Origin of the sequence: Brevundimonas albigilva, from assembly GCF_023573565.1 — a bacterium.
In the GTDB taxonomy this organism is placed as follows: Bacteria; Pseudomonadota; Alphaproteobacteria; order Caulobacterales; family Caulobacteraceae; genus Brevundimonas; species Brevundimonas albigilva.
In genome coordinates, this window is sequence record NZ_CP097649.1 from 2,622,821 (window position 1) to 2,648,873 (window position 26,053).

At 67.1% G+C, this 26,053-nt stretch carries 21 protein-coding genes; 14 read left to right on the forward strand and 7 right to left on the reverse strand.

Translation table 11 applies throughout. The features are described 5' to 3' along the window. Positions 1 to 3: 3 nt before the first annotated feature. The gene (locus M8231_RS13020; RefSeq protein ID WP_250201660.1) at positions 4 to 1,056 is read left to right on the forward strand and encodes an acyl-CoA dehydrogenase family protein; all 1,053 of its coding nucleotides are present in this window, start codon (positions 4 to 6) and stop codon (positions 1,054 to 1,056) included. Then, positions 1,053 to 2,072: an NADP-dependent oxidoreductase gene (locus M8231_RS13025; protein ID WP_250201661.1), complete on the forward strand. Its 1,020-nt coding sequence runs from the start codon at positions 1,053 to 1,055 to the stop codon at positions 2,070 to 2,072. Before M8231_RS13020 ends, M8231_RS13025 begins: the two co-directional genes overlap by 4 nt. 16 nt (positions 2,073 to 2,088) lie before the next feature. Here M8231_RS13025 and M8231_RS13030 read toward each other — a convergent pair whose 3' ends face one another. From M8231_RS13030 to M8231_RS13055, 6 genes are all read right to left on the reverse strand, one after another. After that, complete coding sequence (locus M8231_RS13030; RefSeq protein WP_250201662.1) at positions 2,089 to 2,976, reverse strand: SDR family NAD(P)-dependent oxidoreductase; 888 nt, start codon at positions 2,974 to 2,976, stop codon at positions 2,089 to 2,091. Continuing rightward, entirely contained in the window at positions 2,969 to 4,282 is a 1,314-nt protein-coding gene (locus M8231_RS13035) for a spinster family MFS transporter (RefSeq protein ID WP_250201663.1), read from the reverse strand. The genes M8231_RS13030 and M8231_RS13035 overlap by 8 nt, the downstream gene beginning before the upstream one ends. Then, the gene (locus M8231_RS13040) at positions 4,279 to 5,613 is read right to left on the reverse strand and encodes an FAD-dependent oxidoreductase (RefSeq protein ID WP_250201664.1); all 1,335 of its coding nucleotides are present in this window, start codon (positions 5,611 to 5,613) and stop codon (positions 4,279 to 4,281) included. Before M8231_RS13040 ends, M8231_RS13035 begins: the two co-directional genes overlap by 4 nt. An 8-nt stretch (positions 5,614 to 5,621) precedes the next feature. Further along, a complete protein-coding gene (locus M8231_RS13045) occupies positions 5,622 to 8,039 on the reverse strand; it encodes a TonB-dependent receptor (RefSeq protein ID WP_250201665.1) in 2,418 nt (805 codons plus the stop codon). An 86-nt stretch (positions 8,040 to 8,125) separates the two neighbouring features. Continuing rightward, positions 8,126 to 9,208 (reverse strand): phosphotransferase family protein, encoded by a 1,083-nt coding sequence (locus M8231_RS13050; protein ID WP_250201666.1) that lies wholly within the window; start codon positions 9,206 to 9,208, stop codon positions 8,126 to 8,128. Then, positions 9,205 to 10,443: an acyl-CoA dehydrogenase family protein gene (locus M8231_RS13055; protein ID WP_250201667.1), complete on the reverse strand. Its 1,239-nt coding sequence runs from the start codon at positions 10,441 to 10,443 to the stop codon at positions 9,205 to 9,207. The genes M8231_RS13050 and M8231_RS13055 overlap by 4 nt, the downstream gene beginning before the upstream one ends. Before the next feature lie 234 nt (positions 10,444 to 10,677). Between M8231_RS13055 and M8231_RS13060 the strand changes: the two genes are divergently transcribed. From M8231_RS13060 to M8231_RS13095, 8 genes are all read left to right on the forward strand, one after another. Beyond that, positions 10,678 to 11,358 (forward strand): carboxymuconolactone decarboxylase family protein, encoded by a 681-nt coding sequence (locus tag M8231_RS13060; protein ID WP_250201668.1) that lies wholly within the window; start codon positions 10,678 to 10,680, stop codon positions 11,356 to 11,358. A gap of 43 nt (positions 11,359 to 11,401) precedes the next feature. After that, entirely contained in the window at positions 11,402 to 12,199 is a 798-nt protein-coding gene (locus M8231_RS13065) for an enoyl-CoA hydratase/isomerase family protein (protein WP_250201669.1), read from the forward strand. Positions 12,200 to 12,202: 3 nt separating this feature from the next. Next, complete coding sequence (locus M8231_RS13070; protein WP_250201670.1) at positions 12,203 to 12,541, forward strand: EthD domain-containing protein; 339 nt, start codon at positions 12,203 to 12,205, stop codon at positions 12,539 to 12,541. Beyond that, complete coding sequence (locus M8231_RS13075) at positions 12,534 to 13,328, forward strand: SDR family oxidoreductase (protein ID WP_250201671.1); 795 nt, start codon at positions 12,534 to 12,536, stop codon at positions 13,326 to 13,328. Before M8231_RS13070 ends, M8231_RS13075 begins: the two co-directional genes overlap by 8 nt. Next, the gene (locus M8231_RS13080; protein ID WP_250201672.1) at positions 13,321 to 14,844 is read left to right on the forward strand and encodes a class I adenylate-forming enzyme family protein; all 1,524 of its coding nucleotides are present in this window, start codon (positions 13,321 to 13,323) and stop codon (positions 14,842 to 14,844) included. Before M8231_RS13075 ends, M8231_RS13080 begins: the two co-directional genes overlap by 8 nt. Before the next feature lie 33 nt (positions 14,845 to 14,877). Then, positions 14,878 to 16,923: a 3-hydroxyacyl-CoA dehydrogenase NAD-binding domain-containing protein gene (locus M8231_RS13085; RefSeq protein WP_250201673.1), complete on the forward strand. Its 2,046-nt coding sequence runs from the start codon at positions 14,878 to 14,880 to the stop codon at positions 16,921 to 16,923. An 89-nt stretch (positions 16,924 to 17,012) separates the two neighbouring features. Next, positions 17,013 to 17,387, forward strand: a complete 375-nt coding sequence (locus tag M8231_RS13090) for a MerR family transcriptional regulator (RefSeq protein WP_250201674.1) — start codon at positions 17,013 to 17,015, stop codon at positions 17,385 to 17,387. Between the two features lie 64 nt (positions 17,388 to 17,451). Continuing rightward, positions 17,452 to 18,954, forward strand: a complete 1,503-nt coding sequence (locus M8231_RS13095) for a CoA-acylating methylmalonate-semialdehyde dehydrogenase (protein WP_250201675.1) — start codon at positions 17,452 to 17,454, stop codon at positions 18,952 to 18,954. Between the two features lie 166 nt (positions 18,955 to 19,120). Here the strand turns inward: M8231_RS13095 and M8231_RS13100 are convergent, their stop codons facing one another. Next, positions 19,121 to 19,993, reverse strand: a complete 873-nt coding sequence (locus M8231_RS13100; protein ID WP_250201676.1) for an SDR family NAD(P)-dependent oxidoreductase — start codon at positions 19,991 to 19,993, stop codon at positions 19,121 to 19,123. Between the two features lie 184 nt (positions 19,994 to 20,177). On the opposite strand from M8231_RS13100, the gene M8231_RS13105 reads away from it, so the two are divergent. From M8231_RS13105 to M8231_RS13120, 4 genes are all read left to right on the forward strand, one after another. Then, positions 20,178 to 22,346: a TonB-dependent receptor gene (locus tag M8231_RS13105; RefSeq protein ID WP_250201677.1), complete on the forward strand. Its 2,169-nt coding sequence runs from the start codon at positions 20,178 to 20,180 to the stop codon at positions 22,344 to 22,346. 87 nt (positions 22,347 to 22,433) lie between these two features. Then, the gene (locus M8231_RS13110) at positions 22,434 to 24,020 is read left to right on the forward strand and encodes an AMP-binding protein (RefSeq protein WP_250201678.1); all 1,587 of its coding nucleotides are present in this window, start codon (positions 22,434 to 22,436) and stop codon (positions 24,018 to 24,020) included. A gap of 73 nt (positions 24,021 to 24,093) precedes the next feature. Then, the gene (locus M8231_RS13115) at positions 24,094 to 24,795 is read left to right on the forward strand and encodes a TetR/AcrR family transcriptional regulator (protein WP_249751926.1); all 702 of its coding nucleotides are present in this window, start codon (positions 24,094 to 24,096) and stop codon (positions 24,793 to 24,795) included. Then, entirely contained in the window at positions 24,792 to 26,039 is a 1,248-nt protein-coding gene (locus M8231_RS13120; RefSeq protein ID WP_249749591.1) for a serine hydrolase domain-containing protein, read from the forward strand. The genes M8231_RS13115 and M8231_RS13120 overlap by 4 nt, the downstream gene beginning before the upstream one ends. Positions 26,040 to 26,053: the final 14 nt, after the last annotated feature.

The window sequence follows — 26,053 nt, forward strand, 5'->3', positions numbered from 1 at the left end:
TCCATGACGCTGGAGCCGAACGAGGAACAGGCGCTGTTGCGTGACATGGTCGTTCGGTTCCTGGCCGATCATGTGTCAGCCGAGCAGGCCGCCCGCAAAACCCTGCCGATGGATCAGTGGCGGGCGCTGGGCGAGCTCGGCGTCCTCGCCCTGACGACGCCGGAGGCCGCGGGAGGACTGGGAGGCGGCCCCGTCGAGGCGGCTCTGGTCGGCGAGGCCCTGGGCGCGGCCGCCGCCCTGACCCCCGTGGCCGATGTCGCCATCCTGTCGGCCCGCCTTCTGGCCGGCGCGACGAACAACCCGGCGGCCGAGACCTGCCTGGCGGCGGTCCTGGCCGGCGAGGCCCTGGTCGCCTACGCCGAAGCCGGCGAGGGACTGGGCGACATCACGATTGAACCGTCCGACGAGGGCTGGATCCTCTCGGGCGAGCGGATCCAGGTTCGCCATGCGGATCAAGCGACGGCCTTCATCATCGACACAGGTGAGACCGGACCCGGTCTGCTGCTGATCGACGCCGGGGCGCCTGGCCTGACCCTCCTGCCCTATCGTCTCGCAGACGGCGAGCACGCGGCAAGACTGGTGTTTGACCGCATCGAACTTGACCGATCGGCGCTTCTGGCGACATCCCGCGCCGAGCACAACCAGGCCCTGGCCCTGGCGCAACTGAGCATCGTCGCCGAGATGGTCGGTCTGATGCAGACCCTCTACGACGCCACGGTGCAGTTCGTTCGCGACCGGCGCCAGTTCGGCGTTCCCATCGCCTCATTCCAGGTCGTCCAGCACCGGACGGCGAGGCTGTTCATCTTGCTCGAACAGTCCCGCTCCATGCTGGCCCGGGCGGTCCACACCTCGCCAGAGACCTTCGAGCGCCGGACCCTGGAAGCCCGCGCCTATGTTTCCGACGCCGCGCTCCGGCTGGCGCAGGACGCGACCCAGTTGCATGGCGGCATGGGGGTGACGGACGAGCTGCTGGTCGGCCGTGGTCATCGTCGTCTTCTGGTTCTGTCGCACCTTGTCGGCGGCGCCGTCGGCGCGCGCGAAGCCCTGGCCGCATGAGCGCCGTGAACCGGGTCTGGACCCTGGCCTCGCGCCCTGAGGGGCGGGTGTCCGTGGACGATTTCGCCATGGTCGAGGCGCCGCTCGACACAGGCGAACTGGCCCAAGGCCAGGTGCGCGTCCGCAACCGTCTGTTCGCCGTCGCCCCGACCATTCGCAACTGGCTCAATCCACCCGAGCGGGCCTATCGCGGCTCGATCCCCATCGGCGGGGCCATCATGGGCATGGCCGGCGCCGAGGTCCTTGAATCCCGCCACCCCCACTATCGTCCCGGCGATCGGATGGTCGCCTTATCGCGATGGGAGGAGTTCAGCATCCTAAGCCCCGATCAGGCGGCGGTCCCCCCCTTTCCCGTTCCACCCTCCACGACCTTCGAGGAGGCGATGGGCGCGCTGTCGCCCAATAGCTTGACCGCCTATTTCGGGCTGATCCAGATCGGCCGACCAAAGCCCGGCGACACGGTCGTGGTCTCGGCGGCGGCGGGTTCTGTGGGCTCCGTCGTCTGCCAGATCGCGCGCATCCTGGGCTGTCGCGTCGTCGCCATTGCGGGCGGGGCGGACAAGTGCGACTGGCTGAAGGCCGTCTGCGGCGTGGACGCGACCATCGACTACAAGTCCGAGGACGTGGCTGTTCGGCTGAGAGCCCTCTGCCCCGACCGGATCCAGATCTACTTCGACAATGTCGGCGGCGAGATCATGCAGGCGGCGGTGGACCACATCGCCCCTCGCGGCACGATCGTCCTGTGCGGCCAGATCTCGGCCTACGACACAGGCGAGCCCGCCCCTGGTCCTCGGGACATGATGAAGCTCGTCTATGGCCGCGTCCGCATGGAAGGCTTTGTCGTCGGTGATTTCATCGACCAGATCGAGGACGCCCGCGACCGGATCCGCACTTGGGTCGCCTCGGGTGAACTGGTGGTGCGCACAGATGTCCGTGCAGGTTTCGAGACCCTGCCCTCGGCCTTCGCCGATCTGTTCTCTGGACGGAACCAAGGCGCGCTCCTGGTTGAGGCCTGAGCCTCGAGCAGAAGTCTCAGGCCGTGTCGGCGTCCAGCCCGGCGTCCTTGCGGCTCATCGCCACGATGCTTTCGAATTCCGGATTGCGGCGCGCCAGAATGTCTTCGGCGCGTGATGCGACGGCGGGGTCGAAGGCTGTCGTCGTGAAGACGTAGAACTGGTTGTCGATGATGCCCTGGAAGGCGATGTCAGCCGCCTCTTCCGGGGTCGTCGCATTGCGATAGAGTTCCTCGCGCATCTGCTCCAGTTCGGCCGACTCGGTCGGCGCGCCCTCGGGACTGGCGAAGCGGTCCGGGCGGCGCTTCTCGGCGTCGTAGATGCCGGTGGCCACCAGGCCGGGCGACAGCATGGTCACCCCGATCGGCGCGCCCATCTCCTTCAGTCCGGCGTACAGCCCCTCGGTCGCCCGCACCACGGCATGTTTGGCGGCGCCGTAGCAGACCGAGCCCGAGCCGCTGACGACCCCGGCGACCGAGGCCGTGTTCAGGATATGCGCGGGTCTACCCGCCTCGATCATGCGCGGCACAAAGGCGCGCATGCCATGAACGACGCCATAGAGGTTGACGCCGAGCGACCAGTCCCAGTCGGCCACGCTGTATTCCCAGGCCTTGCGATGGCGTCCGCCGGGCACGATGCCGGCGTTGTTGCAGAGAAGGTCGACGGATCCGAAGCGGTCATAGGCGGCGTCCGCCAAGGCGTTGACATTGGCTTCCTCGGTGACGTCACACCGCACGACGAGGGCCTCCACGCCCGCGAGGCTGTCGCCCACCGCTCGCGCCTGATCCTCGGCGATATCGGCCAGGACGACGTTCATGCCCTCGGCCGCGGCGCGACGCGCCAAGGCCGCGCCGATCCCGCTGCCCGCGCCGGTGATGACGGCGCACTTGCCCTTGAACTCACGCATGATCGACGCCTTTCGGAGCGGCGGCCACCGGTTTCCGATCGAAGAAGCGGGCCGCATAGAGGAAGGTCAGGGCGCCAAGGCCCGACGGGAGCAGGACGATGGACAAGGCATATCGCAGCGCTTGATCGCCGAAAGCGGGGGTCAGGGCGTCGCTGATCAGACCCGTCACCCATGGCCCCATTCCCAGACCAAACAGGTTGAACGTCAGCAGCAGGACGGCGTTGCTGAACGCCCGTGTCGACGGATCGACCACGGACTGGGTGCTGGCCAGGATCGGCCCATAGTAGGCGATCATCAGCGCGGCGCAGAAGGTCGCCGCGACGATCGACACAATCATGGACGGCACGAGATACTGGACCGCGGCGAACGGCACGACGGCGGCGACCGACCCGGCCTTCAGCCACAGGCGCCCCCGACCGTCGCGGGCCGCCAGGCGATCCGAAAGCCAGCCCCCGCCATAGATGCCGACTGCGCCGGCCGCCCCGCTGAGCAGGGCCATCAGCAGCGAAACCTCGCCCAGCGTCAGCCCATGACTGCGCGTGAAGAAGGGCGCGTTCCAGGTCATCATCGAATACTGGGTGAAACCGTGCAGCATGCCGCCCGCGACGGTGTAGCGAAACGCCTTGTTGGCCCACAACGCCCCAACGGCCTGGGCCAGAGGGAGTTGCGGAGGGGCGGAAGCGTCCGGTGCGGTCTGCCGGCGGAGGCGCTGAGGCTCCCTGATCATCCAGAAGATGATGGGGCCAAGGATGACACCCACCAGGCCGACAGCCGCAAAAGCCAGTCGCCAGCCCAAGGTCTCGGACAACCAGCCGATCGACATATAGCCGATCATGAGGCCGATCGGCAGGGCTAGGCCCCAGGTCGACATCGCGGTGGCGCGCTTTTCGGCCGGATAGCGATCGGCGATCAGAGAGACCGAGGCCGGCACGCTGCCCGCCTCGCCTATGGCTACCCCGATGCGGAAGAAGAGCAGGCTCATGAAGCCCGTCGCCAGGCCGCACAGGGCGGTCATCGCGCTCCAGACCACCAGGGAGATCACGATGATCCAGCGGCGGCTGTAGCGATCGGCCAGCCGCGCGATCGGCAGCGACAGGGTCGCGTAGAACAGGGCGAAGGCCAGACCGGTCAGGGCGCCGAGTTGTCCATCGGACAGCCCCAGTTCCACCTTGATGGGAATCTGCAGGATCGAGAGTATCGTCCGGTCAACGTAGTTGAAGGCCGACACGATGATCAGCGCGGTCAGCATGATGTTGCGGGACCGCGCCTCGGAAGCGGATGACGGGGTTACGGTGGCGTCTCTCATGCCCAGCCCGCCGAGCGCGCCGCGGTGATGCCGAACGTCATGGCCAGGGCCAACCCACCGGCATAGCCATGGCCGTAGGCGCCTCCGGCGTCAGCGCCGGCGGCGAACAGGCCGGGCACGCGGGCGCCCTGGGGGGTCAGGACATGGCCGCCGGCATCGATGGTCAGGCCGCCGAAAGTGAAGGTGATCGCCGGGTGCACGACCAAGGCGTAGAAGGGCGCCTTGTCGATTGGCCGCCAATCTTCGGTGCGGGGGGGCGACAGGGTCTCCCAGCCTTCGCGCAGCGTCCTGTTGAAGGTCTCGATCGCAGCCTGGACAGCGGGACCGTCGAAGCCCTGACGCTGGGCGAACTCTCCGATCGCCTCTACGGTCTCGGCCACAACGCCCTTGCCGCCGTTCTCGATGGCGGTCTGCATCTTGTCGAGAGGCACTCCGATCGAGACCACCGGCACGGTGGCATAGGCCTCGTGAACGCGTGCGTCCCAGACGCACAAGGCCCGGGATCCTGACTGGACCAAGGTCTCGTAGGTATTGGTGTGGTCGCCCAGCGTCTCGTCGCAGAAGCGTTCGCCCGCCTCGTTCAACAGCAGGGCGTGCTCGCTATGATACTGCGACAGGGCCACGAACAGTCGCTCGTCGTCCCACCGGTTCGGCTCGCTGACGAGGTGGCCGTAGAAGCCGCGATTGGTTCCCGCGACCTCGCCGCCGGCCTCGGCGCCCAGCCTCAGGCCTGCGCCGTCGCTGACCGGATTGGAACGAAGAAGCATGTCGCGCGCATTGGGGTGAATGTAGCGGGCGCGCAGTTCGGACGAGGCCTGGAATCCGCCGGTCGCCAGCACCGTGGCCTTGGCGTGGACCGTGACATCGCCGTCCTCATGTCGCGTCCGGGCGCCGGTCACCGCGCCCGTCCCATCCCGGATCAGTTCCAGGGTCTCGGTTTCCAGGATGACCGAGCCGCCGTGCTGCTCCACCAAGGACTGGCAATGCTGAATCCAGCCGTGGATGTCGATCTGGTAGCCCTGGCCATGCAAGACATCCATGCGGAGCGACATGCCGACGCCGCAACGCCGCAGCCAGGCCACGGCGTCCGGATAGGTATCGAACACCACCTGCCCGAGCGCGGGATCACCCGCACCATACCGCCTCATCTTTTCGGCCGAAGAGGCCGTCCAGAGGACGCCGCCCGACAGGACGGCCGAGCCGCCGGTCGCCGCCGCCTTTTCGACGACGATGACGACGGCCCCGCGCTCGGCGGCCCAGGCGGCGGCGGACATGCCCGCCATGCCGCCGCCGACCACCAGTAGATCGCACTCGATACTCAGATCATCCATGATCGTGCTCAGAACGTCTTTTCGAGTTGGAAGACAATCGCGCGGGGTTCGCCGGCTACGGCGAAGACTTCACCGGCGCCGCCGGGCTTGTCGATGCCGAGGGTGGCGTAGCGCTCGTTGGTGAGGTTCCGGCCGATGATCGAGGCCGCCCATCCGCTAGTGGACTCGACCCTGAGGCCGGCGTTCAGCGTCACGAAGGCGTCCTGATGCGATAGCGGGTTGAGGTTCAGCCCCGAGAAATAGTCCGAGGAATAGCGCATGTCGGCGTTGGCGGTCGCCGACAGATTGTCCGTCAGATCGAAGTGGCGCAGCACGCCGGCCGTCAGTATCCATTCGGGCGCCCGATAGACCTCGCGTCCCGTCAACACCTGATAGCGGCCCCCGCTGACCGGATCGGCCAGGCAGCCCTGCGCGACGGTCTGCCCAGTGTAGCACTGGGCGTTGTCGAACTTGGCGAAGTGGGCGTCGTTGTAGGAGGCCGAACCGCGGAAGGTCCAGAACTCGTCCGGCCGGAACACGGTCTCCAGCTCGACGCCCTGCGCGACGGTGTTGGCCGCGTTCTGAGTGATGTAGGTCAGGGTCGTGGCGTTCAGGAAGATGGCCGAAGTGAGCGGCAACCCTTCGTATTCATAGCGGAATCCTGTCAGATTGGCGGTCAGGCGACCATCGAACCACTGGCTCTTCAGACCGACTTCCTGCCCCTCGACAGTCTCTTCCTCGAAGCTCAGGGTGGCGAGGCTGGCGGTGCGCGCCAGGGCGCCGGGGTTGGAGTAGCCCCCCGCCAGGAAACCCGTCTTGTAAGCGCCATAGAGGGTAATGTTGCGGTTCGGCCGCCATGTCAGAGTGGCCTCGGGCGACACGTTGTCACCGCTCTTCTCGCCGGTGATGCGCGTCCCGACGGGAAGCTGGCTCGCCGCGATCAGCGGGTGCACATAGACGTTGAACGAGTCGATTTCGTTGGTCTGGTCAGTGTAACGCAAACCCGCCGCGAACTCGAGTTCAGGGGTGATGTCGTAGGTCACCTGTCCGAACGCCGACCAGGCGCTCGACCGGTTGTGCTGCTCGTTGTCGTTGGAGTGATAGCGACCGGTCGCCACGTCCATCGCCAGCGCCCCGCCTGCAGCGCCGACGAAGAGCACGCGACGGTTCTTTTCATAGTGACCGCCGAACGCGAAGTTCAGCGGCCCATCGAACGACGTGGTGGCCCGGACCTCCTGGTAGAAGCTCTCGTTTTTTTCGTTACTGTAAGAGTAAAATAGGGAATATGACGTCGCATCAGCATTGGATTGGCTGACATAGTCGTAGTCGTAATATCCGGTAACAGAAGTGATACTGAACTTGTCGGTATCGTAGTTCAAAGTCAAGACCGGCATGGTCGAGTAGTTGTGAGAATAGGGCCGACCGTTCTCATGCTGATTGACCTGAGGCCAGTTGGCCAGAATCTCCGGCGAGATCCAGCCTTGGGACACCCGGTCGTTCAGTTGGCAGTCGCCGTTTGGGTCCAGAAGCGTCGGCGTGACCTGGGGCTGGGTGCGGCCGCCCGGGCAGCCCATGACCTCGCTGAAGCTGTTCAGGCCCTGACCTTCGTAGCGGCTGTGCAGCAGTTTGAAGTTGGCGGAGAAACCTTCGCCGTTGTCATAAGCCAAGGTGGCGCGGATCGCCAGCTTGTCCTCGGCGCCGAGACGTTCGGGAGCCGGCGGCACATAAGTGCTGCCCGAAGCGGCCGAGCGCAGCAGGTCGGGGACGCCAGCGTTCTGGTTGCGAATGTAGCCTTCGCTCGAACTGCTGAGCAGGGCCAGGCGCAGACCCCACTGGTCGTTGATCGGACCGCCTGCGGCCGTCTCGATCTGCAGGTTGTCCGCCGTGGTCTCGTAGCCGACCCGAACATAGCCTTCGAACACGTCGCCCGGGTTGGTCGAGCGGACCGACACCACGCCGCCGGGCGAGTTCTTGCCGAAGAACACCGCCTGCGGCCCCTTGAGCACGCTCAGGCTTTCCACGTCGAACAAGGCGTCATTCAGGATACGGCCGCGACTGATGGCCATGCCGTCGAAGTCCAGCAGCACCGACTGCTCCACGCCGGCGTCGATGGAGGAGGAGCTCACGCCGCGCAGCGAGATGGACGACGCCGAGCCGGTGAAGCCCCGGTCCAGAGTGATTTCGGGAGCGACGATGCGGATGTTGGCGACCGACGTCAGATCGTACTGGCGGATCTGGGCCTCGCCGACCACGGTCGCCGCCACCGGAACGTCCTGCAGCCGCTCTTCCCTCCTTCGGGCCGTGACCACGACATCATCGACGGAACTGGCCTCCTGCGTCGGCGCTGGCGTCGAAGCGGTCTGCGCCGAGGCGGGCGCAGCGAGGACGGTGAGCGAAACTCCGGCAAGCAGGCCAAGCATATGTTGGCTACGAGTCTTCCTGATCATGGCATTCTCCCTTTCGGGCGGTCGAGCTTGTAGTCGCCGATCTCGCCCCCGCATTGATGATGATACGCTTCTCGACTGTCTGTTCGTCAGCTGGCTCCCGCTGACCGGGCTTCACGCCATGCCGCGTCTGCAAGCGGCCGGATGCGCGTGATGATTTCCGAGGCCCGGGCGTCTGTCTGGACGCCGTCGCGGGCGCGTCCGGCGATGCCCTGAAGGATCGCGGCGACACGGAAGAGGTTGAAGGCGCGGTAGAAGGGATCGCCGGCGTCTATGTCGAAGCCGGTCCGTTCGCCGTACCGCGCCGCATAGTCCTGGGCCGTCGGAATGCCGAGGGCCTGAAGATCGGCCCCCTTCAGGGTGCCGCGAACATCGACGCCTTCGGGCCGGAACCACTCCATCATGTGATAGGTCAGGTCGCCGGCGGGATTGCCCAGCGTCGACAGTTCCCAGTCCAGCACGGCCACCACGCGCGGCTCGGTCGGATGAACCAGAAGGTTGTGGAACGAGAAGTCGCCGTGAATGAGCGTGCTTCGATCACCGTCCTCGGGGATGGCGGTCGGCAGCCACTCCATCAAGCGGTCCATCGCGGGCAGGTCGACGGTTCGGGAGGCTTCGTACTGTCGCGACCAGCGCGACACCTGGCGGGCGAAGTAATTGCCCGGGCGACCGAAGTCCTCGAGGCCCGCGGCGCGGTAGTCGATGGCGTGGAGGGCCGCGAGGGTCGCGTTGGCCGAGTCATAGATCGCCGCGCGATCGTCGCGGCTGATCTCCGGCATCTTGGGATCCCAGAACACCCGGCCAGGCACATGGGCCATGACGTAGAACATCGAACCGATGACGCTGTCGTCTTCACACAGGATCAGGGGCTCCGGGGCCGGGAAGCCGGCCTCGAACAGGGCCAGGGTGACGCGATACTCGCGGTCGACGGCGTGGGCCGATTTGAGCAGCACGCCCGCCGGCTTGCGGCGCAGGACGTAGCGACGGTCCGGCGTGATCAGCAGGAAGGTCGGATTGGACTGGCCGCCTTCGAACTGCTCGACGGTAAGCGGGCCCTTGAAGCCCGGAATGCGCGCCTGAAGATATTTCGCGAGCTTCTCTTCGTCGAACGCCGCGCCGCTCGAAAGCGCCCGGGTGCTTCCCAGATAGGCCGCGGGCTTCGGCAGGCTCACGACGCCGCTCCCTTGCGGTATTTGTCGAGTTCCATGCGGGCGAGCTGACGCTCGTGGACTTCGTCGGGACCGTCCGTCAGACGCACGATCCGGGTGTTGGCCCACATCTCCGCCAGGCCGAAGTCGTCGCTGACCCCGCCGCCGCCATGCGCCTGAATTGCGTCGTCTACGATCTGTTGCGCGATGCGGGGCGCGGCGATCTTGATCATGGCGATCTCGGCCCGGGCCTCCTTGTTGCCGACGGTATCCATGCGATGCGCGGCCTTGAGGCACAGCAGACGCGACATCTCGATCTCGCACCGGGCGCGGGCGATCCGCTCCTCCCACACCGAATGCTCGCCGACGGCCTTTCCGAAGGCGCGCCGCTCGACCAGGCGGCGGCACATCTTCTCCAGCGCGATCTCCATGGTGGCGATGTTGCGCATGGTGTGATGGATGCGGCCCGGCCCGAGCCGGCCCTGGGCGATCTCGAACCCCCTGCCCTCGCCCAGCAGCATGTTCTCGGCGGGGACGCGCACGTCCTCCAGCCGGACTTCGAAATGGCCGTGCGGCGCGTGGTCGTAGCCGAAGACCGGCAGGTGACGGACCAGCGTCACGCCGGGCGTGTGCCGCGGCACCAGGATCATGGACTGCTGGTTATAGGCCGGCGCGTCCGGATCGGTCTTGCCCATGAGAATGAAGAAGTCGCAGCGCGGATGCCCCGCGCCGGACGACCACCATTTGCGGCCATTGATGACGTAGTCGTCACCGTCTCGGCGGATCGAGGTCTGAATGTTGCGCGCGTCCGAAGAGGCGACATCCGGCTCGGTCATGAGAAAGGCGGATCGCGTCAGGCCGTCCCGCAGAGGAATCATGAAACGCTGCTTCTGCTCGCGCGTGCCGTAGCGGTGCAGGACCTCGAAATTGCCCGTGTCGGGGGCCATGCAATTGAAGATCTCGGCCGCGATGTAGATGCGGCCCATCAGTTCGGCGATCGGCGCATATTCCAGGTTGGTCAGGCCGACGCTGGTGAAGAATTCGTCGTCGTGGTCCGAAGGCGGCATGAAGATGTTCCAGAGCCCTGCGGCTCTGGCCTTGGCCTTCAGCTCGTCGAAGATGGGCGGGATATCGTTCCAGCGGTCTCCGGACGCCGCCTGGGAATGGTAGGTCGGCATCGCCGGCGCGATTTCCTCGTCCATGAATGCACGGACCCGATCCATCCATTCGCGAGACTTGGCTGACTGCTCGAAACCCATGACCGCTCCATCTCGGCGGCGACGTCGCGCCGCGGACTACCCCGTGCCAACAAGACTCGACCGCCCGGTTGGTCGAACAAATGGTTACTCGACCGACCGGTCGGCTGTCAAACGAGATGGCGAAGTTTGCGCGCGCCTGTCAAATGGGTCAGGTGGCAGGCTTTCACCTTGACGCCCGACCAGTCGGTCGAACATGACAGTGGGAGGAGAGAAACGATGACCACAAGTCCGTTAATGGACGTGTCGCTGCTGCAAGGCCTGGCCCCCTACACCTTGGCTGGCTATGCCGAGTTCCGGCGCGTGATTGAGACTGACGGCGCCGTCGAGGCGAAGTTCAAAGCCCTGTTCGTGGCTGTCGCGGCGATAGATCGACGCTACGAAACCCTAGCGCGCCGTGAGCTGACGCGCGGCAAGACGCTCGGCTTGACGACCAAGGACGCCGTGGCGGGGTTGATCGTTCTGAGCAGCCTCCGCGGCGAGGGCGCCGCCCTAGAATTCGCCGGCTTGATCGAAGCGATCTTCGACGCTGACCAGACGCCCGAGGGCAAGCCCCTGCCATCCGCGGCGGAAGGGGAGGCCGTGGCCAACTTCACCGCCTATTTCGGGACAATCCCGGCCCCGCTGGAGCAATTGATCCGGCTCTGCCCCTCGGCCGCAGACGCCTACTACCTGATGCGTCGCGGCAGCATCGACGCCAACCCGCTCAGCCCCAAGCTGGGCGAACTCCTCCTGCTGGCCATACTGGCCGCTGGATACAGCCCCATGGCCCAAACCCACGTCCGAGGCGCCCGTAACGCCGGCGCCACGGACGAGGAGATCGCCGAAGCCGTCCTTTGCGCCATCCCGTCCGCCGGCATCGCCGCCTGGATGGGTGTCGGCGCGATGCTGGCCCCCGCCTCCCCGATCGCCCCCTGAACCCCCGGGCTGATTTCGCCCCGGAACACCCAAGGAGACCCAAGTGGAACTCGAAAAAGACGTCATCCAGTACGAACTGGCCGAGAACGGCCTAGCCACCATTTGGCTGAACCGCCCGCACAAGCGGAACTGCGTCAGCCCCCAGCTGCTGCGCGACCTGGAAGCCGCAGTCGACAAGGTCGCCGCCGAGCCCAAGGCCCTGGCCGTCGTCTTCCGCGGGCGGGGCAACACTTTCTGTTCCGGCGCTGACCTGGACCAGCTGGTCGGCCCCGTCCTGCACGAAACCAGCACCTCGCTTCAGCTGGCGATCGACTCGGCGCGCACCTACGACAAGATCTTCAACATGCGCAAGCCGACCATCGCGGCCGTGGAAGGCTATGCCGTCGCCGGCGGCTTCGAGCTGATGATCTCGTGCGACTTCGCCCTGGCCTCCTCGGAAGCCAAGATCGGCGACTTTCACATCCGTCGCGCCCTGTTCGGCGGGGCCGGCCCGATCTACCGCCTTCCGCGCTATATCGGCATGCGCAAGGCCAAGGAGTTGATGCTGACCGGCAAGCTGTTGAGCGGCGACGAATGCGCCGAATGGGGCCTGTGCAACGCCTCGGCGACGCCCGACAAGTTCGACGATCTGATCGCCGAGTTCTGCCAGCCCTTCCTGGACCTGAGCCCGTTCTGCATGTGGATGACCAAGATGGCGGTGAACCGCGGCATGGACGCCGACACCAACACCCTGATCACCCTGGAGACCATGACCTGCAACGTGGTCCACCACTCGCAGGACGCCAAGGAAGGCGTCGCCGCGTTCCTGGGCAAGCGCAAGCCGGTCTGGACGGGCAATTAAGCGATGTCGATCAGCATGGTCGTCCTGGCCAAGAGGCCTTCGGAGATGACGCACGAGCAGTTCACGACGTGGTGGCGCGGTCCCCATGCCGCGGCCGCGAAGGTGTTGCCGGGTCTGATCGCCTACAGACACGGCGCGGTGTTCAAGGACTATGACAGTCCAGACGCGCCGGCCTGGGACGGCCATGCTGTTCTCACCTTCGCTAACCGGGCCGCGTTCGACGCGGCCCTGGCGTCTCCCGAATGGGCCGCCGCCACGCGCCAGACCAAGGGGATGGGCGGCAAGCGGATCATCGTGGTGACTGAAGAGATCGACCTGCTGGCGGATGGGGCCGATGGCTGAGGCGACACCCGGCTTCGTCAGCGACCTGTTCCGGCTCGACGAAAAGCGGGCGTTGATCACCGGCGGCCGAGGCGCGCTCGCCGAGGCCATGGCCTCCACCCTCGCCGACCTCGGCTGCTCGGTCGCGCTGGCCTCACGCAAGGCCGCGGACTGCGAGGACACCGCGCGCCGGATCGCCGACCGGTTCGGCGTTCAAGCCTTTGGCATGGCCTGCGATATCTCTGACGAGGGATCGGTGGAGGCGGTGGTCGCCGAGACCGTCTCGCGTCTTGGCGGGCTCGACATCCTGGTCAACAACGCGGGCGCCTCCTGGTGGGGACTGCCGCAAGACATTCCGCTCAAGGGCTGGAACAAGGTGATGGACGTCAACGTCACCGGCACCTTCCTGGCCTGCCGCCATGCCGCGCGGCACATGATCCCCAACGGCGGCGGGGTGATCATCAACATCGCTTCGGTCGGCGCCTTCCTTTCCTATCGGCCCGACGCCGGACAGGTGGTGCCCTACACCACCTCCAAGGCCGCCGTCGTCCACCTGACCAGCGATCTGGCGGCCCAGTGGGCGGAGCACGGCGTTCGGGTGAACGCCATCGCGCCGGGTTCGATCGAAACCGGAATGACCGAAACGCTCGACGCCGACATTCAGGCCAAGACAAAGGCCGGCATCCTGTTGGGACGGTTCGGCGCGCCGACCGAGGTTTCAGGAGCCTTGGCCCTGCTCGCCTCAGACGCCGGCAGCTTCATCACAGGCCAGACCTTCCTCGTCGACGGAGGACAATCCCATGCCTGATGTCGCATTCGAAGACCGCGAGGACGTTCTGTCCTGGACCGAGACACGGCTCTGGCCTCAGTTCCAGTCGCATCGTCAGGCTGAACCCGACGGGGTCGCCCTGGTGGACTGCGACGACCGGCTCTGGACGCGCAGCGAGCTCGGGCAGATGGCCGACCTCATCGCCGAAGATCTGCGCCGCTCGGGCGTTGGCGCGGGTGACCGCGTGCTGGTCGCGGGTCACAAGACCGCCGCCACCCTCGCCGCCGCCCTCGCGATTTCGGCCCTGGAGGCCGTCTTCTGTCCCTATTCGACCAAGCTCGGCGCCAGCGAACTGGCCGCCATCGAGGCGGCGCTCGGGCACACGGCCAAGGTCGTGTGCGAGCATGGCGCCCGCTGGACGATCCGACCCGCTCCAACGTCCGAGCGATCCCGCGACCCGCGCGACGCGCAGACGGTGCTCATCGGCTTCACCTCGGGCTCAACCGGCGTACCCAAGGGAGTGATGCACGGGGCAGGCGCCCTCAACTACGCCACCACCGCCTGCGCCCGCATCGCCGGGCTGGAGGCTGACGACGCCATTCTGGGCATCGTCCCGCTGGACAGCGCTCCCGGCTTCACCTTCACGGCCCATTTCGCCCTGTCGCAGGGCCGCCGCCTCGTCTTCGTCGATCCCTGGGATCCGGCCGAGGCCATGAGACGCGCTGAACGCTTCAATGTCGGCTGGTCGATCGCGGTGCCGACACACCTGTTCACCATGGTCGAAGCTGCACGCCAGGAGCTCTGGAAGGGCCGGCTGCCGCTCAAGGCTGTGGCCGTTGGTGGAAGCGCAATGACAGCGGAACTGATCGCCGACGCCGAAAACATTCTCGGCCTGAAGGCGCTGAGGATGTTCGGCATGTCCGAATGCATGGGCCACTGCTCGACCCGACGCCACCACTCCCTGGAACGTCGGCAGGGCTTCGATGGTTGGCCCTTCCCGGGAACCGAGGAAGAAGCGTTCGACGCGGACCTGAGCCCCTTGCCTCGCGGCAAGCGGGGTCAGGCCGGCGTACGCGGCCCCTCCCTGTTCCTCGGCTATGCGCTCGGCATGGGCGCGGGCCAGGAAAAAATGACCCCCGACGGACATTACCTGACCGGAGACGAGATCGTCCGGGACGACGAAGGCTTCGTTCGCGTCGTCGGCCGTATCAAGGATCAGATCATCAGGGGCGGCTTCAACATCGACCCCGCCGAGATCGAGGCGGTCCTGTTGCGCCATCCGGCGATCATGGAAGTCGCCGTTGTCTCGGTGCCTGAGACCAAGCTGGGTGAACAGGCTTGCGCGGTTTGCCGGCTGCGTCCCGGTTTCGAGGCGTTCGACCTGCCCGCCATGCTGGATCACATGCAGGCCGCCGGCGTCTCCCGCAAGAAGTGGCCTGAACATCTGGTGCTGGTCGATCAGATGGCCATCGGCGCCACCGGCAAACTCGACAAGAAGGCCATGGCCGCCCTCGCCGTCGCGGAACTCGAAAGCCGTCGCTCGACAGCCGCCTGACCGCGGCGCCTCCTCCCTCCCCGGAATCTCACCATGGCGGACTGCGTAACCCAGACGACGACCGATGGCATATCGACCATCCTGATCGACTACCCGCCGGTGAACGCTTTGTCTGCGGCGGTCCGGCGCGGCGTCCTTAGTGCGGTCGAGGCGGCATCGGCCGATCCCGAGGTCCAGGCCATCGTCGTCGCCTGCGCGGGCCGGACCTTTATCGCGGGCGCGGACATCACCGAGTTCGGCCTGCCGCCTCAGCCGCCGAGCTTCGACCATGTGTTCGACGCTATCGAGAATGCGCCGAAGCCCGTCATCGCCGCGATCCACGGCACGGCCTTGGGCGGCGGCTTTGAACTGACGCTCGTTTGCCACTACCGCATCGCAGCCGCCGACGCGCGCGTCGGCCTGCCGGAAGTCAACCTAGGCCTCCTGCCAGGCGCGGGCGGCACCCAACGCCTGCCGCGCCTGGTTGGTGTCGAGGCCGCGCTCGACATCATGACCTCCGGTCGCATGATCAAGGCCAAGGAGGCGCTGGCCCTCGGTCTGGTCGACGTCCTAGCCCCGGCCGACGATCTCATCGCCCAGGCCCGCGCCTACGCTGCCCAGATCGTGGCCGACGGCGGCAAACGCCCCCGCATCCGCGACCGGGCTGCGCCCCAGGCCGAGGCGTCCGTCTTCAGCGATTTCCGCGCCGCCAACGCCCGTCGCTTCAAGGGCTTTCGCGCCCCAGAAGCGATCATCCAGACGGTCGAAGCCGCGGTCGCCGGATCCTTCGACGACGGCCTCGCGGTAGAGCGTAAGCTGTTCCGGGAACTCGAGGCCAGCACGGAGTCCGCCGCCCAGCGCCACTATTTCTTCGCAGAACGCGAAACCAGCCGGATCCCCGACATCGACCCTAAGACCCCGACGCACGAGATCACGCGCGTGGGGGTGATCGGCGCTGGCACCATGGGTGGCGGCATCACCATGAACTTTCTCAACGCCGGCCTGCCGGTCATTCTGGTGGAAACCTCCCAAGAGGCGCTCGACCGAGGCATCGGCGTCATCCGACGCAACTACGAAGCGACGGCGAAGAAAGGGCGAATGACCCCGGAGGCTGTCGAGCAGCGGATGGCCCTGATCACGCCCTCGCTCGACATGACGGATCTGGGAGACGTCGATCTGGTGATCGAGGCGATCTTCGAGGATCTCTCGGTCAAGAAGGACGTCTTCTCCCGTCTGGACGCGATCGCGCGCCCTGGCGCCATCCTGGCTTCCAACACCTCCTTCCTGGATCTTGACCAGATCGCCGCCGCCACCATGCGGCCGGAGTGGGTGGTTGGTCTGCATTTCTTCTCTCCCGCCAACATCATGCGCCTGCTGGAGATCGTGCGAGGCGCTCAGACCAGCGCGTTGGTGATCGCCACGGCCATGAAGCTGGCGCGCACCATCGCCAAGGTCCCGGTCCTCAGCCGCGTCTGCCCGGGCTTCATCGCCAATCGACTCCTCGCCCCCCGTGGCGGCCAAGCCGAAGCCCTTATCCTGCGCGGCACGAAGCTCGCCGATATCGACCGCGTCCTCACCGACTACGGCTTCGCCATGGGCCATTTCCAGATGATGGATCTGGTCGGGCTGGACGTGATCGGGCGCGGCACGAACGAACGCACAGTCATGGGCGACCTCGTCGCCGCCGGCCGTCTGGGCCAGAAGAAGAACGGCGGTTACTACGACTATGGCCCCGACCGGCGGGGCGCGCCGTCTCCTGTGGCCGAGGCGATCATCGCCGATGTGGCGAGAGCCCGCGGCCTGTCGGCGGGGCCGGCGCTGGACGACGCGACGCTGCTGGGTCGTCTGCTCTTTCCCGTCGTCAACGAGGGCGCACGCATCCTTGAGGAGGATGTCGCCATCAGGGCGTCGGACATCGATGTCGCCGCCGTGCTCGGCTACAACTGGCCAGTGTTCACGGGTGGTCCGATGTTCTGGGCCAACACCGTCGGTCTCGACACGGTGGTCGCCGGCCTTAAGGCCATGGAAGCGGAACAGGGCGCCGCCTTCGCACCAGCCCCGCTTCTGGAACGGCTCGCTCGAGAGAAAGGCCGCTTCTGACCCGCCCCTCGACGCCGAACGCGCAATAAGACGGTCCCGTCGCCAGGCGTCCCGAGAACGGGCGGCGACGTCAGCAAGGAGTTCAGAGCATGGCCGGGAGAGGCCCCAGAACACGAAGCGCCAGCCACGACGCCTTCACCATAACCGAGGCGGCGTCGCGCTGCGGCCTGACGACCCGCGCGCTGCGCTACTATGAGGATGTGGGCCTTCTACACCCTCTTCGGAACGCGTCGCGAGCCAGGGTCTATTCTGGTTCGATCATCGATCGGCTCGATCTGATTTCGAAGCTGCGGTCAGCAGGTGTCGAACTCGGCGAGATCGCGGAAATCCTCTGCGGTCGAGAGCCAGGGTCTGAAGAACGGCGGCTAATCGACGTGATCGAGAGACGGCTTGCCGCGGTCGAGGCGCAGCGTGTCACCCTGTCGACCTTGCTCGAGAGCTGCCAGCCCCACCTGACTCAGTAGGCGCCGAAGCGACACCATCCACCGCTGTCTTCCCTTTCCAGAACTCGATTCAGAGAGCCCCTCCATGCGCGACATCCGCCATTTCATCGACGGTCAGGCTTTCGAGGGCGCCTCAGGCCGGTTCGGCGACGTGTTCGATCCCAACACGGGCGAGGTGCAGGCGCGCGTGCAGCTGGCCACGACGGCCGAGGTCGGCCGCGCGGTGCAGGCCGCCCAGAACGCCTTCGACGGCTGGGCCAGCACCAATCCGCAGCGCCGCGCGCGGGTCATGTTCGAGTTCAAGCGCCTGGTCGAGGCGCGGATGGACGAACTGGCCGAACTGCTCAGCAGCGAGCACGGCAAGGTGATCGCGGACTCCAAGGGCGACATCCAGCGCGGGCTGGAGGTGATCGAGTTCGCCTGCGGCATCCCCCACGCGCTGAAGGGCGAATACACCCAGGGCGCCGGCCCCGGCATCGACGTCTATTCGATGCGCCAGCCGCTGGGCGTGGTGGCGGGCGTCACCCCGTTCAACTTTCCCGCCATGATCCCGATGTGGATGTTCGGCGTGGCCATCGCGGTGGGCAACACCTTCGTGCTGAAGCCGTCGGAACGCGATCCGTCGGTGCCGGTGCGCCTGGCCGAATTGATGCTGGAGGCCGGGGCGCCGAACGGGGTGCTGAACGTGGTGCACGGCGACAAGACGGCGGTGGACGCCATCCTGACCCATCCGCTGGTGCACGCGGTCAGCTTCGTCGGCTCGTCCGACATCGCCCACTATGTCTATCAGACCGGCGCGGCCCACCATAAGCGGGTCCAGGCCATGGGCGGCGCCAAGAACCACGGGATCGTCCTGCCCGACGCCGACATGGACCAGGTGGTCAAGGACCTGTCGGGCGCGGCCTTCGGCTCGGCCGGCGAGCGCTGCATGGCCCTGCCGGTGGTCGTGCCGGTCGGCAAGAAGACCGCCGACGAACTGCGCGAACGGATGGTGGCGGAAATCCCGACGATGCGGGTCGGCGTCTCGACCGACGCGGGCGCCCACTACGGCCCCGTCGTCACCGCCCAGCACCGCGACCGCATCGCCGGCTGGATCGAGAAGGGCGTCCAGGAAGGCGCCGAACTGGTGGTCGACGGCCGCGACTTCAGCCTGCAGGGCCACGAGAAAGGGTACTTCATCGGCCCGTCGCTGTTCGACCATGTGAAGCCGGAGATGTCGTCCTATCAGGAAGAGATCTTCGGCCCGGTGCTGCAGATCGTGCGCGCCGAGACGTTCGAGGAAGCGTTGGCCCTGCCGTCCAACCACCAATACGGCAACGGCGTCGCCATCTTCACGCAGAACGGCCGCGCGGCCCGCGACTTCGCCGCCCGCGTCAATGTCGGCATGGTCGGCATCAACGTGCCGATCCCGGTGCCGGTGGCCTATCACACCTTCGGCGGCTGGAAGCGCTCGGCCTTCGGCGACATCAACCAGCACGGCATGGAGGGCGTCCGCTTCTGGACCAAGACCAAGACCGTGACGGCCCGGTGGCCGGACAGCGAACTGGAGCACGCCGACAGTTCCTTCGTCATTCCGACGATGCGCTGAGGCAAAGATGATCCCTCACCCTCGCCCATGTGGCGAGGGTCCAGACGCCCGGTATTCGGAGTGGAACGGCAGAGCCTGAAGTCACCACACGCATCGAGGAAGGCGTGGGCCGCATACGCGGTAAGGGCGGTTCCAAGCGCCAGAGGCGGTTTCCACCTGGCCATCCTCAGCGGAACGGATGGTTCACTTCGTGGCTGTACTGGGCCGCGCCGGAGGGCGGCACGACCTCGCTGGCGCGGTCCCGGATGTCGGCCCACCGCGCCTCGATGCGGTCGGCGGCGTCCGGGGCGTCGCCGACATAGATGCCTTGGGTCATGGTGACGTGCGCCTGTTCGAAGGCGCCGGCGCCGGCCAGCAGGATGGTGCGGGTGGGGGCGTTCTCGCTGGCCAGGGCCACGACGCCGGGGCTGACCAGATCGGTCGACAGGCCGCGCAGGTCCTCTTCCGAATAGAGCCCCTCGGTCATCTGGGTCGCGGCGCTGGGCGCCAGGCAGTTGACGTGGATGCCGGACTTTTCACCCTCCAGCGCCAGGGTCTGCATCAGCCCCACCAGGGCCATCTTGGCCGCGCCGTAGTTCGACTGGCCGAAGTTGCCGTACAGCCCCGATGACGAGGTGGTGAAGATCACCCGGCCGTAGCCCTTGTCGCGCATGTGCGGCCAGGCCGCCTTGGTCAGATTGACCGACCCCATCAGGTGCACGTCCAGCACCAGGGCGAAGTCGTCGAGGTCCATCTTGGCGAAGGTCCTGTCGCGCAGGATGCCGGCGTTGTTGACCAGGATGTCGACGCCGCCCCAGCGCTGGACCACGCCCTCCACCATGGCGAAGACGCCTTCGCGATCGGTGACGCTGCAGGTCCAGGGGATGGCCTCGCCGCCCGCGGCGCGTATCTCGTGGGCGACGGCCTCGCAGGCGGCGGACGCCAGGTCGTTGACCACGACCCTGGCCCCGTATCGCGCCAGCGCCAGCGCGTGGCTTCGGCCCAGGCCGCCGCCGGCGCCCGTGACGATGGCCACCCGGCCCGCGAGAGTGATGCTCATGCTCGTTTCCCCGTTTCGGTCATTGCCGACGCGCCCGTCTGCGGGCGGGGCGCACTTTGATGATCCTGGTCGAAAGGTCAACATTCACTCGCCGGCTAGTGAATGTTGACGACGCGCGAAATCGGTGCGACGGTCGGATGAGGCGCCGACAGAGCGCCCGAGGAAACATCGTGGGAGGAAGACCATGGGGCGCAAGCTCTGGCTGACGACATCCGCCGCCGTCCTGCTGTGGGCGGGCGCCGCGCAGGCGCAGGACGCCGCGCCGCAACAGACCGAAGATCAGGAGGCGACCGTCGTGGGCGAGGTGCTGGTCACCGCCGAACGCCGCACGACCAACCTGCAGGAAACCGCCGTCGCCGCCACCGTGCTGTCGGGCGAGAGCCTGCAGGACCGCGGGGTCTTCTCGCTGGAGCAGCTGCAGTTCGCAGCCCCGTCCACGACCGTCCAGAACTACGGCCAGGGCAACTTCTTCAACGTGCGCGGCATCGGCAAGTCCGAGGCCACCACCGCCATCGGCGTGGGCGTGACCACCTATCGCGACGGCGTTCCGGTCTTCCCGGGCTATTTCCAGACCGAGCCCTATTACGACATCGGCAGCGTGGAACTGCTGCGCGGTCCGCAGGGGACGTTCGCCGGCACCAACGCCACGGGCGGCGCGGTCTTCATCACCTCGCGCAATCCCGACTTCACCGGGGTGAACGGCTATGTGATGGGCCAGGTCGGCAACTACGACAATCTGAAGCTCCAGGGCGCGGTCAACGTGCCGATCACCGACACCCTCGCCGCGCGCTTCGCCGTCAACAGCGAACAGCGCAGCAGCTTTCACGACATCACCGGCCCCTACAGCGGCAGCCCCGGCGACGTGGACATGAACAGCGTCCGCGCCAGCGTCCTGTGGACCCCGACGACGGCCCTGCGGGTGCTGCTGAAGGCGGACTACAACAAGCTGGATTTCGGCGGCTATCCGGCCGACCCGGCCCTGTCGACCAACGATCCGTTCAAGATCACCGCCAACGGCCCGCACTCGGGCGTCGACGAGACGGCGCGGGTGTCGCTGAACGTCAGCTATGTGTTCGACAACGGGATCACGCTGCGCTCGATCACCGGATACCAGGACGGGATCAGCGAGTTCTCGACCGATCTGGACGGGACCAGCGCGCTGAACAACACCTTCTATGACCGCGTCGAGGAAGACGTCTGGTCGCAGGAGATCAACCTGGTCTCGCCCGACAACCAGCGCCTGACCTGGCTGCTGGGCGCCTTCTGGCAGCAGGACGACGTCACCTTCCCGGTCACCACCTTCCCGGAGGGGGCCTATCACGTCGGCTTCCCCGAAGGGGTGCTGGACTACTACATCTTCGGCGAAACGCCGAAGGAGACCAAGGCCGTCTTCGGCCAGGTCAGCTACGACATCTCGGACCGGCTGCAGGTTCAGCTGGGCGCCCGGTGGTCGGAAAGCACCTCGCGCAACGAGAACGTCTATACGACCTATCCCGCGCTGGGCCTTCAGCTGCTCCAGAACGACGAGGTCACCGCCGAGAAGACCACCGGCAAGCTGAGCATCAACTACAAGATCGACGACGACAACTTCGTCTATGGCTTCGTGGCGAACGGCTTCAAGATGGGCGGGCTGAACGCGCCGAACTTCTATGTTCCGGCGAGCGCGTTCGGGCCCGAAGACGTGGTCGACTACGAACTGGGCTGGAAGTCGACGATGTTCGACGGTCAGGTCCGCACCCAGCTGGGCGCCTATTACATGACCTATGAGGGCTTCCAGGTCGTCGTCGGCGATCCGGCCGTCCCGCTGTTCAGCTCGATCGTCAATGTCGCGGACGAGACCGTCCTGATGGGGCTGGAGGCGTCGGCCCAGGTGCGCATGGACGCCTGGACCATGGATGTCGGCGCCGCCGTCTCCAACTCCGAGCTTGGGGAATTCTACGCCGCCGATCCCCGCGTCGCGCGCAGCGGAACGTGCGACGCCGAGACCGGGCCCGAGACCGCCAACTGCCTGAACCTGGACGGAAACACCCAGGGCTACGCGCCCGAGCTGACCTTCAACATCGGGGTTCAGTACGACTTCGCCCTGCCCAACGGCGCGACCCTGTCGCCGCGCATCGACTACGCCCACATCGGCGAGTCCTGGACCAGCATCTTCAACAACGAGGCCCTGGGCGACCGCCTGGAGGCGCGCAACCTGGTCAACCTGCTGCTCAGCTACAAGACCGGCGACTGGACGCTGGCGGCCTATGCGCTGAACGCGACGGACCAGACCTATATCGCCGCGATCAACTCGGGCCTGCGCTATGCGGGCGCCCCGCGCCAGTTCGGCGTCAATCTGACGAAGACCTTCTGACCCTGGCGGGGCGGCGGTCGACCGGCCGCCGCCCCCTTCGCTCGCCGGGCTCCCGGCTTTTGTAACCGTCTGGACGTTCGCTCAAGGATGATCGGTTCCTCCCCCGGCTTCATGCAGGACTACGCCCTGACCGTGGACCGCTTCCTGGATCACGGCGCCAAATGGCACGGGACCGCGCAGGTGGTGACCGCCGGCGCCGAGACCGATCAGGCCATCGGCTATGCGGACCTGCGCCCGCGGGCCAATCGCCTGTCCGGCGCCCTGCTGGACTTCGGCCTGAAGCCGGGCGACCGCATCGCCACCCTGGCCTGGAACACCCAGCATCATGTCGAGGTCTGGTACGCCGCCATGAGCGTGGGCCTGGTCTGCCACACCCTGAACCCCCGGCTGACCGTCGCCCATCTGGCCGCCATGGTCGCCAAGGCGGACGACCGGGTGCTGGCCGTGGGCGCGGGCCTGCGCGACATGGCCGAGGCCCTGCTGGACGCCTGCCCCTCGCTGGAGCGGCTGATCCTCCTGGACGGAGAGACGCCCGAGGCCGGACGCCCCGAGGTCTCGGACCTGGAGGGCTTGCTGGCGACGCAGGGGCGCGCCGTCCCCTGGGGCCGGTTCGACGAGGGCGCCCTGGCCGGCCTGTGCTTCACCTCGGGCACCACCGGCGCGCCGAAGGGCGTGGCCTACACGCACCGATCCAACTACCTGCACACCCTGCGCGCGCTGCAGGCGGACTCCATCGCCCTGACGTCGCGCGACACCGTCCTGGTCGCCGTGCCGATGTTTCACGCCAACGCCTGGGGGCTGCCGTTCGCGGCGCCCGCCGTGGGGGCGCAACTGGTCCTGCCGGGCCGCGCGACGGACGGCGCCAGCCTGGCCCGGCTGATCGACCGCCATCAGGTCACCGTGGCCGTCGGCGTGCCCACCGTCTGGCTGGGCCTGCTGGATCACCTCGACGCGACGGGCGGCGAAACCCCCAGTCTCGAACGCGTCATCATCGGCGGCTCCAGTTGCCCGGAGAGCCTTCTCAGGCGGATGGAGACCCGCTTCGGCGCCACGGTCCAGACCAGCTGGGGGATGACGGAACTGTCGCCGCTGGGCGCCATCTCGCCCCGCAGCGACACGCCGGGCGCCGCAAGGGGCTCTGGCCGGCCGCCCATGGGCCTGGACCTGCTGCTCACCGACGCGGACGGCGCCCCCCTGCCCGACCAGCGCAACACCGTCGGCCACCTGAAGGTGAAGGGGCAGAGCGTCGTGAAGACCTATTTCGGCGCCAGCAAGCCCGTCGTCGACGCCGACGGCTGGTTCGACACCGGCGACCTGGCCCTGCTGGACGACGCCGGCAACCTGACGCTGGCGGGCCGGTCCAAGGACCTGATCAAGTCGGGCGGCGAATGGATCAATCCGGTCGAGATCGAGGAGATCGTCGGCGCCCTGCCCGCCGTCGGACTGGTGGCCGTGATCGGCCGCGCCGACCCCAAATGGGGGGAACGGCCGCTGATGGTGATCGAACCGGCCCGCGACCAGGCGGTCAGCGACGAAAGCCTTAAGGCGACGCTGAAGGGCCAGGTGGCCGACTGGTGGATCCCCGAGCGGATCGTGCGGGTCGAGGCCATGCCCCTGGCCGCCACCGGCAAGATCAACAAGGCGCTGCTTCGCGCCACTTACGGAGGCGCTTAGGATGGCCGCCGTCTCCATCATCGAGTCGGCGCCCCGTCTGCAGCAGGGGCCAGAACGCCCCGAGGCCCAGACCATGACCACGCCCGTCCGAAAGCCCCGCCGCAAGGCCGAGCAGCGCGCCGAAACCCTGGAACAGCTGCTCGACGCGGCCGAGGAGCTGTTCTCGCGCCACGGCTTCTACGGGGTGACGATCAAGGACATCGCCGATCAGGTGGGCGTCCACAAGTCGTTGATCCACTACTATTTCACCGACAAGCAGGAGGTGTTCGACAAGGTCATGGCGCGCCGCGCGCCGGTGACCAGCGGGCGCCGGATGGATGCGCTGGACGCCTATGAGGCGGCCGCCGGCGGCAGGCCGACCGTCGAAGGGGCGTTGCGCGCCTTCCTCGACACCGATCTCGACACCTATTCGACGGGCGGCGACGGCTGGCGGCACTTCGGCGCCCTCAGCGCCCAGATCAACAACACCCCCGCGTGGGGCGCCGAGGTGATGGATCGCCTCTACGATCCCGTCGTGCTGCGCCTGATCGGACTGCTGAAACAGGCCCTGCCGGATGCGCTGGAGGAGGACATCTTCTGGGGCTACCACTTCGTCACCGGCGCCCTGACCCTCAGCCTGGCGCGCACCGGCCGGATCGACCGCCTGTCGGGCGGCAAGTGCCGGTCCGACGACTTCGAGGCCATCAAGGCGCGGATGGCGTCGTTCATGGCGCACGGCTTCATCGGCGTCTGCCGCGACCGGGCCGAGGAACGGCGAAAGCAGGCGCGCGAATGACCGCCGGCGGCCTTCCGTTCGCATCGAGCCCCGAAGCCCTCGGCTTCGACTCCCGCCGGCTCGCCGACCTGGACGGCTATATGTCGGGCATGGTCGAGGCGGGCCTGGTGGCGGGGACCTCCACCCTGCTGATGCGCCACGGACAGGTCGCCGCCTTCACCACCTTCGGCCACGCGCGTCTGGGCGACGACGCGCCCCTGGCCCGCGACGCCCTGTTCCGCATCTATTCCATGACCAAGCCGGTGACCGGCGTGGCCATGATGATCCTGTTCGAACAGGGGCTCTGGCGCCTGGACGACCCGATCACCGACCACCTGCCCGAGTTCGCGGGCCAGAGGGTCTATGCCGGGCTCGGCGACGACGGCGCGATGCGGACGGTCGAGGCCGACCGTCCGCCGACCATGCGCGAGCTGATGAGCCACACCGCCGGCTTCGGCTACGGCCTGTTCGACATCCATCCGATTGAGCGCGCCTATCGCCAGGCCGGCGTGATGATGGCGCAGGGCCATCAGCAGCTTGTCGATCGGGCCGCGCGCATCCCCCTGATGTTCCAGCCCGGAACCGAGTGGTTCTATTCCATCGCCGCCGACCTGCAGGCGGTGGTGGTCGAACGCCTGACCGGCATGACCTTCGGCGACTTTCTGCGCGCCCGCATCTTCGCGCCGCTGGGCATGGTCGACACCGGCTTCCAGGTTCCGGCGGATCAGGTCCATCGCCTGGCCGAGATGTATTCCGATGACGGCGCGGGCGGGCTGAAGGTCACGACCACGGCCTTCGACATGCCGATCAACGACTACACCCGCCCGCCCCGGTTCGAGGGCGGCGGCGGCGGCCTGGTCTCCACGGCCGTCGACTACGCCCGCTTCTGCCAGATGGTGCTGAACAGGGGCGCGCTGGACGGGGTCCGCATCCTCAGGCCCGAGACGGTCGACCTGATGGCGACCAACGCCGTCCCGGAGGCCGTGCTCGACCGCTTCAACCCGCTGCGCCTTCTGCCCTTCAATCCGGCCCTGACCTTCGGTCTGGACTTCGCCATCACCGAGGACCCGAAGCGGCTGGGCCTGTCCGAAGGCAAGGGCACGCTCAGTTGGGGCGGCGGCGGGGGCACATGGTTCTGGATCGATCCCGAGAACGACGTGGTCTTCGTCGGCCTGATCCAGCGCATGGCGGATCCCGTCAGCAACGAATTCCGCGCCAAGGCCCGAACCTACACCTACGCCGCGCTGACCCATCCCGAAAAATAGACGGGCCGCCGGGC

Excerpts from the sequence above, each read along its gene's own strand:
- M8231_RS13045 (WP_250201665.1), bottom strand. The coding sequence starts at position 8,039 with ATGATCAGGAAGACTCGTAGCCAACATATGCTTGGCCTGCTTGCCGGA.
- M8231_RS13090 (WP_250201674.1), top strand. The coding sequence starts at position 17,013 with ATGGCCGGGAGAGGCCCCAGAACACGAAGCGCCAGCCACGACGCCTTC.
- M8231_RS13105 (WP_250201677.1), top strand. The coding sequence starts at position 20,178 with ATGGGGCGCAAGCTCTGGCTGACGACATCCGCCGCCGTCCTGCTGTGG.
- M8231_RS13115 (WP_249751926.1), top strand. The coding sequence starts at position 24,094 with ATGACCACGCCCGTCCGAAAGCCCCGCCGCAAGGCCGAGCAGCGCGCC.
- M8231_RS13070 (WP_250201670.1), top strand. The coding sequence starts at position 12,203 with ATGTCGATCAGCATGGTCGTCCTGGCCAAGAGGCCTTCGGAGATGACG.
- M8231_RS13110 (WP_250201678.1), top strand. The coding sequence starts at position 22,434 with ATGATCGGTTCCTCCCCCGGCTTCATGCAGGACTACGCCCTGACCGTG.
- M8231_RS13095 (WP_250201675.1), top strand. The coding sequence starts at position 17,452 with ATGCGCGACATCCGCCATTTCATCGACGGTCAGGCTTTCGAGGGCGCC.
- M8231_RS13040 (WP_250201664.1), bottom strand. The coding sequence starts at position 5,613 with ATGGATGATCTGAGTATCGAGTGCGATCTACTGGTGGTCGGCGGCGGC.
- M8231_RS13120 (WP_249749591.1), top strand. The coding sequence starts at position 24,792 with ATGACCGCCGGCGGCCTTCCGTTCGCATCGAGCCCCGAAGCCCTCGGC.
- M8231_RS13055 (WP_250201667.1), bottom strand. The coding sequence starts at position 10,443 with ATGGGTTTCGAGCAGTCAGCCAAGTCTCGCGAATGGATGGATCGGGTC.
- M8231_RS13085 (WP_250201673.1), top strand. The coding sequence starts at position 14,878 with ATGGCGGACTGCGTAACCCAGACGACGACCGATGGCATATCGACCATC.
- M8231_RS13060 (WP_250201668.1), top strand. The coding sequence starts at position 10,678 with ATGGACGTGTCGCTGCTGCAAGGCCTGGCCCCCTACACCTTGGCTGGC.
- M8231_RS13080 (WP_250201672.1), top strand. The coding sequence starts at position 13,321 with ATGCCTGATGTCGCATTCGAAGACCGCGAGGACGTTCTGTCCTGGACC.
- M8231_RS13030 (WP_250201662.1), bottom strand. The coding sequence starts at position 2,976 with ATGCGTGAGTTCAAGGGCAAGTGCGCCGTCATCACCGGCGCGGGCAGC.
- M8231_RS13020 (WP_250201660.1), top strand. The coding sequence starts at position 4 with ATGACGCTGGAGCCGAACGAGGAACAGGCGCTGTTGCGTGACATGGTC.
- M8231_RS13025 (WP_250201661.1), top strand. The coding sequence starts at position 1,053 with ATGAGCGCCGTGAACCGGGTCTGGACCCTGGCCTCGCGCCCTGAGGGG.
- M8231_RS13035 (WP_250201663.1), bottom strand. The coding sequence starts at position 4,282 with ATGAGAGACGCCACCGTAACCCCGTCATCCGCTTCCGAGGCGCGGTCC.
- M8231_RS13075 (WP_250201671.1), top strand. The coding sequence starts at position 12,534 with ATGGCTGAGGCGACACCCGGCTTCGTCAGCGACCTGTTCCGGCTCGAC.
- M8231_RS13100 (WP_250201676.1), bottom strand. The coding sequence starts at position 19,993 with ATGAGCATCACTCTCGCGGGCCGGGTGGCCATCGTCACGGGCGCCGGC.